2 protein-coding genes and 2 pseudogenes are annotated in these 2,066 nt (G+C 66.7%); 2 read left to right on the top strand and 2 right to left on the bottom strand.

Annotated features, from left to right (window positions below):
- Positions 1 to 100: 100 nt before the first annotated feature.
- Positions 101 to 817 (top strand): annotated as a pseudogene (locus ADK55_RS13845) (transposase); the annotation flags it as partial.
- 9 nt (positions 818 to 826) lie between these two features.
- Here the strand turns inward: ADK55_RS13845 and ADK55_RS13840 are convergent.
- Positions 827 to 1,117, bottom strand: a complete 291-nt coding sequence (locus ADK55_RS13840) for a hypothetical protein (protein ID WP_063839534.1) — start codon at positions 1,115 to 1,117, stop codon at positions 827 to 829.
- Between the two features lie 229 nt (positions 1,118 to 1,346).
- Positions 1,347 to 1,472, bottom strand: a pseudogene (locus tag ADK55_RS39780) (restriction endonuclease); the annotation flags it as partial.
- A 165-nt stretch (positions 1,473 to 1,637) separates the two neighbouring features.
- Between ADK55_RS39780 and ADK55_RS13835 the strand changes: the two are divergent.
- The gene (locus tag ADK55_RS13835) at positions 1,638 to 1,832 is read left to right on the top strand and encodes a hypothetical protein (RefSeq protein ID WP_420713626.1); all 195 of its coding nucleotides are present in this window, start codon (positions 1,638 to 1,640) and stop codon (positions 1,830 to 1,832) included.
- The last annotated feature ends 234 nt before the right edge of the window (positions 1,833 to 2,066 follow it).

Raw genomic sequence — 2,066 nt, 5'->3', positions numbered from 1 at the left:
CGCACTGAACGCCTTCGACATCACCTTCGACGGCTGGCTCTCCGCAGCACGTCAGTAACCCTCAACAACCCGAGTTACACCGCTCGTTTGACAGACCCGTCTCACTCCTCGACAGTTCAGCAAGCTGGTCACTGCTCTGCGCCGTCGAGGTGCACATGCACCGCAGCCGGGACGTCCTTGGACGCTTTGCTTCGAGGACCGCGTGCTGCTGGTCGTTGCGTATTGGCGGACCAACCCGACGATGCGGCAGCTCGCGCTCTTGTTCGGCGTTTCGAAGTCCACGGTCGGCCGCGTAGTCGATGACCTGGGCCCGCGTCTGGGATTGATCCAGCGGCAACGCTTCCGCAAGGGCACTGTTCTCATCGTGGATGGCACGCTCGTGCCGACTCGCGATCACACCCTCGCCCAGCGATCCAAGAATTACCGCTACTCCACCAACCACCAGGTGGTCATCGACGCGGACACCCGCCGGGTCGTGGTTGTCGGCCGGCCGCTGCCCGGAAACCGCAACGACTGCAAGGCCTGGGAGGAGTCGGGCGCCAAGGCCGCCGTCGGTCGCGCAGTCACGATTGCCGATGGCGGCTATCCAGGAACCGGCCTAGTGATCCCCCACCGCCGCGAGCCCGGACAGTCCGAACTCACGCCCTGGAAGGAAGAGCACAACAGATCTCATAAGCAGGTCCGCGCCCGCGTCGAGCACGTCTTCGCCCGTATGAAGACGTGGAAGATCCTCCGCGACTGCCGTCTCAGAGGTGACGGCGTCCACCACGCCATGCTGGGCATCGCCCAGCTGCAGAATCTCGCCCTGACCCAGTGACCGCGAGGGTCAACCCAGCTCAGCCACGTCAGAGCCAGCAGGCTTCGGGGGCCTCTGGTGACCGCATTCCAGCCGGGTTCCGTTGGCGTCCGTCACTGTGTACTCCAGGACAATCTTGGTCGGGTCGCCGTCCTCATAAGGCCACACCGTGATGCCTCCCTCCCAGATGAGGGTGGAGAACCAGACATCGATCCCCTCGGCTTCTGGTGCGACCGTGAAGACCTCCCCGGGCTTCAGATAGAAGTCCTCACCGTACGGCTCGATGAAGAGACAGAGATCGCCATTGCCTGCGTTCTCCACAGGCAGCCTGCTGCGTCCCACTCGTCCCCCCAAGACCGCCACTCCGATGATCCATTCCACAGTATCCGCCCGCACCAGCCCCGCCGGACTCAAGCCGCCGTCCCTCCCAGTCCGTTGCGGGACAGCCCTTAGTACAAGCGCAGTGAGGGGTACTGACACCGACTGGCCTGATCTGAGCGTTGGTCGGGCCGATTATGGCGTGGGCAGCCTGCCGGATGCCCACGGCGGGCTACGTGGCGGCTGGGGCGGGTTCGGTGAGGCGGTCCAGCCGGGTGTAGAGGGCCCGTACGAGGCGGGCGCGGTTTTGGACGCAGTGGGCGGTGCCTTCCAGCGGGGTGGACAGGCGGCCGTCGGCTGTCGTCGGCGTGGAACTCGGGCTGCGGCATGCTTCCCGGGCTAAAGACCAATGGTTCGCAAGGTGGAGGGAAAAGGCGGGTGAGAAGCCTCGCGAGACAAGTCACCCGACCAATGTCCGGAGCCGTGCTGGCCGTACGACCGCTATCGGTGGTGGCTGGGACGCATGGGCAGGGATGAGGAGCTGCTGCGCGGCCGGATCTTCGGCGAGGACCACGACCATCCCCGGCCCGGCCCCAAGCCCGGCCGTACCTACGCCGAACTGGTCGGCGGCCCGCTGGACGGCCTGCTCCTCGACATCACCGGCTGGAGCGCGGACGAGATCCAGACCGGCGTCGCGCTGATGACCGAGCTCGGGTAGTTCGGCCCCGGCGCCGGCGCCCTGTACGACCGCGCCCCGGCGACCCACGCCGATGGGACTGTGCAGGCGACACACCCTGACCCCCCAGCGTCGATGGTGACAGCCACTCCCGCACAGCGGGGGAACCTCATCTTCACCCCGACGAGTCGGAAGGCAGGCCCCACCTGCGCCTGGCGAGGGGGGTCTGGGGCTCACGCAATGGCCGGTCCAGTGCGGCCTAGGCGCTGGTGGGGT

Source organism: Streptomyces sp. WM4235 (assembly GCF_001279725.1).
GTDB lineage: Bacteria > Actinomycetota > Actinomycetes > Streptomycetales > Streptomycetaceae > Streptomyces.
Note: the sequence above shows the minus strand (reverse complement) of the source record. Positions and strands in the feature narration are given on the sequence as shown.

Excerpts from the sequence above, each read along its gene's own strand:
- ADK55_RS13835 (WP_420713626.1), top strand. The coding sequence starts at position 1,638 with ATGGGCAGGGATGAGGAGCTGCTGCGCGGCCGGATCTTCGGCGAGGAC.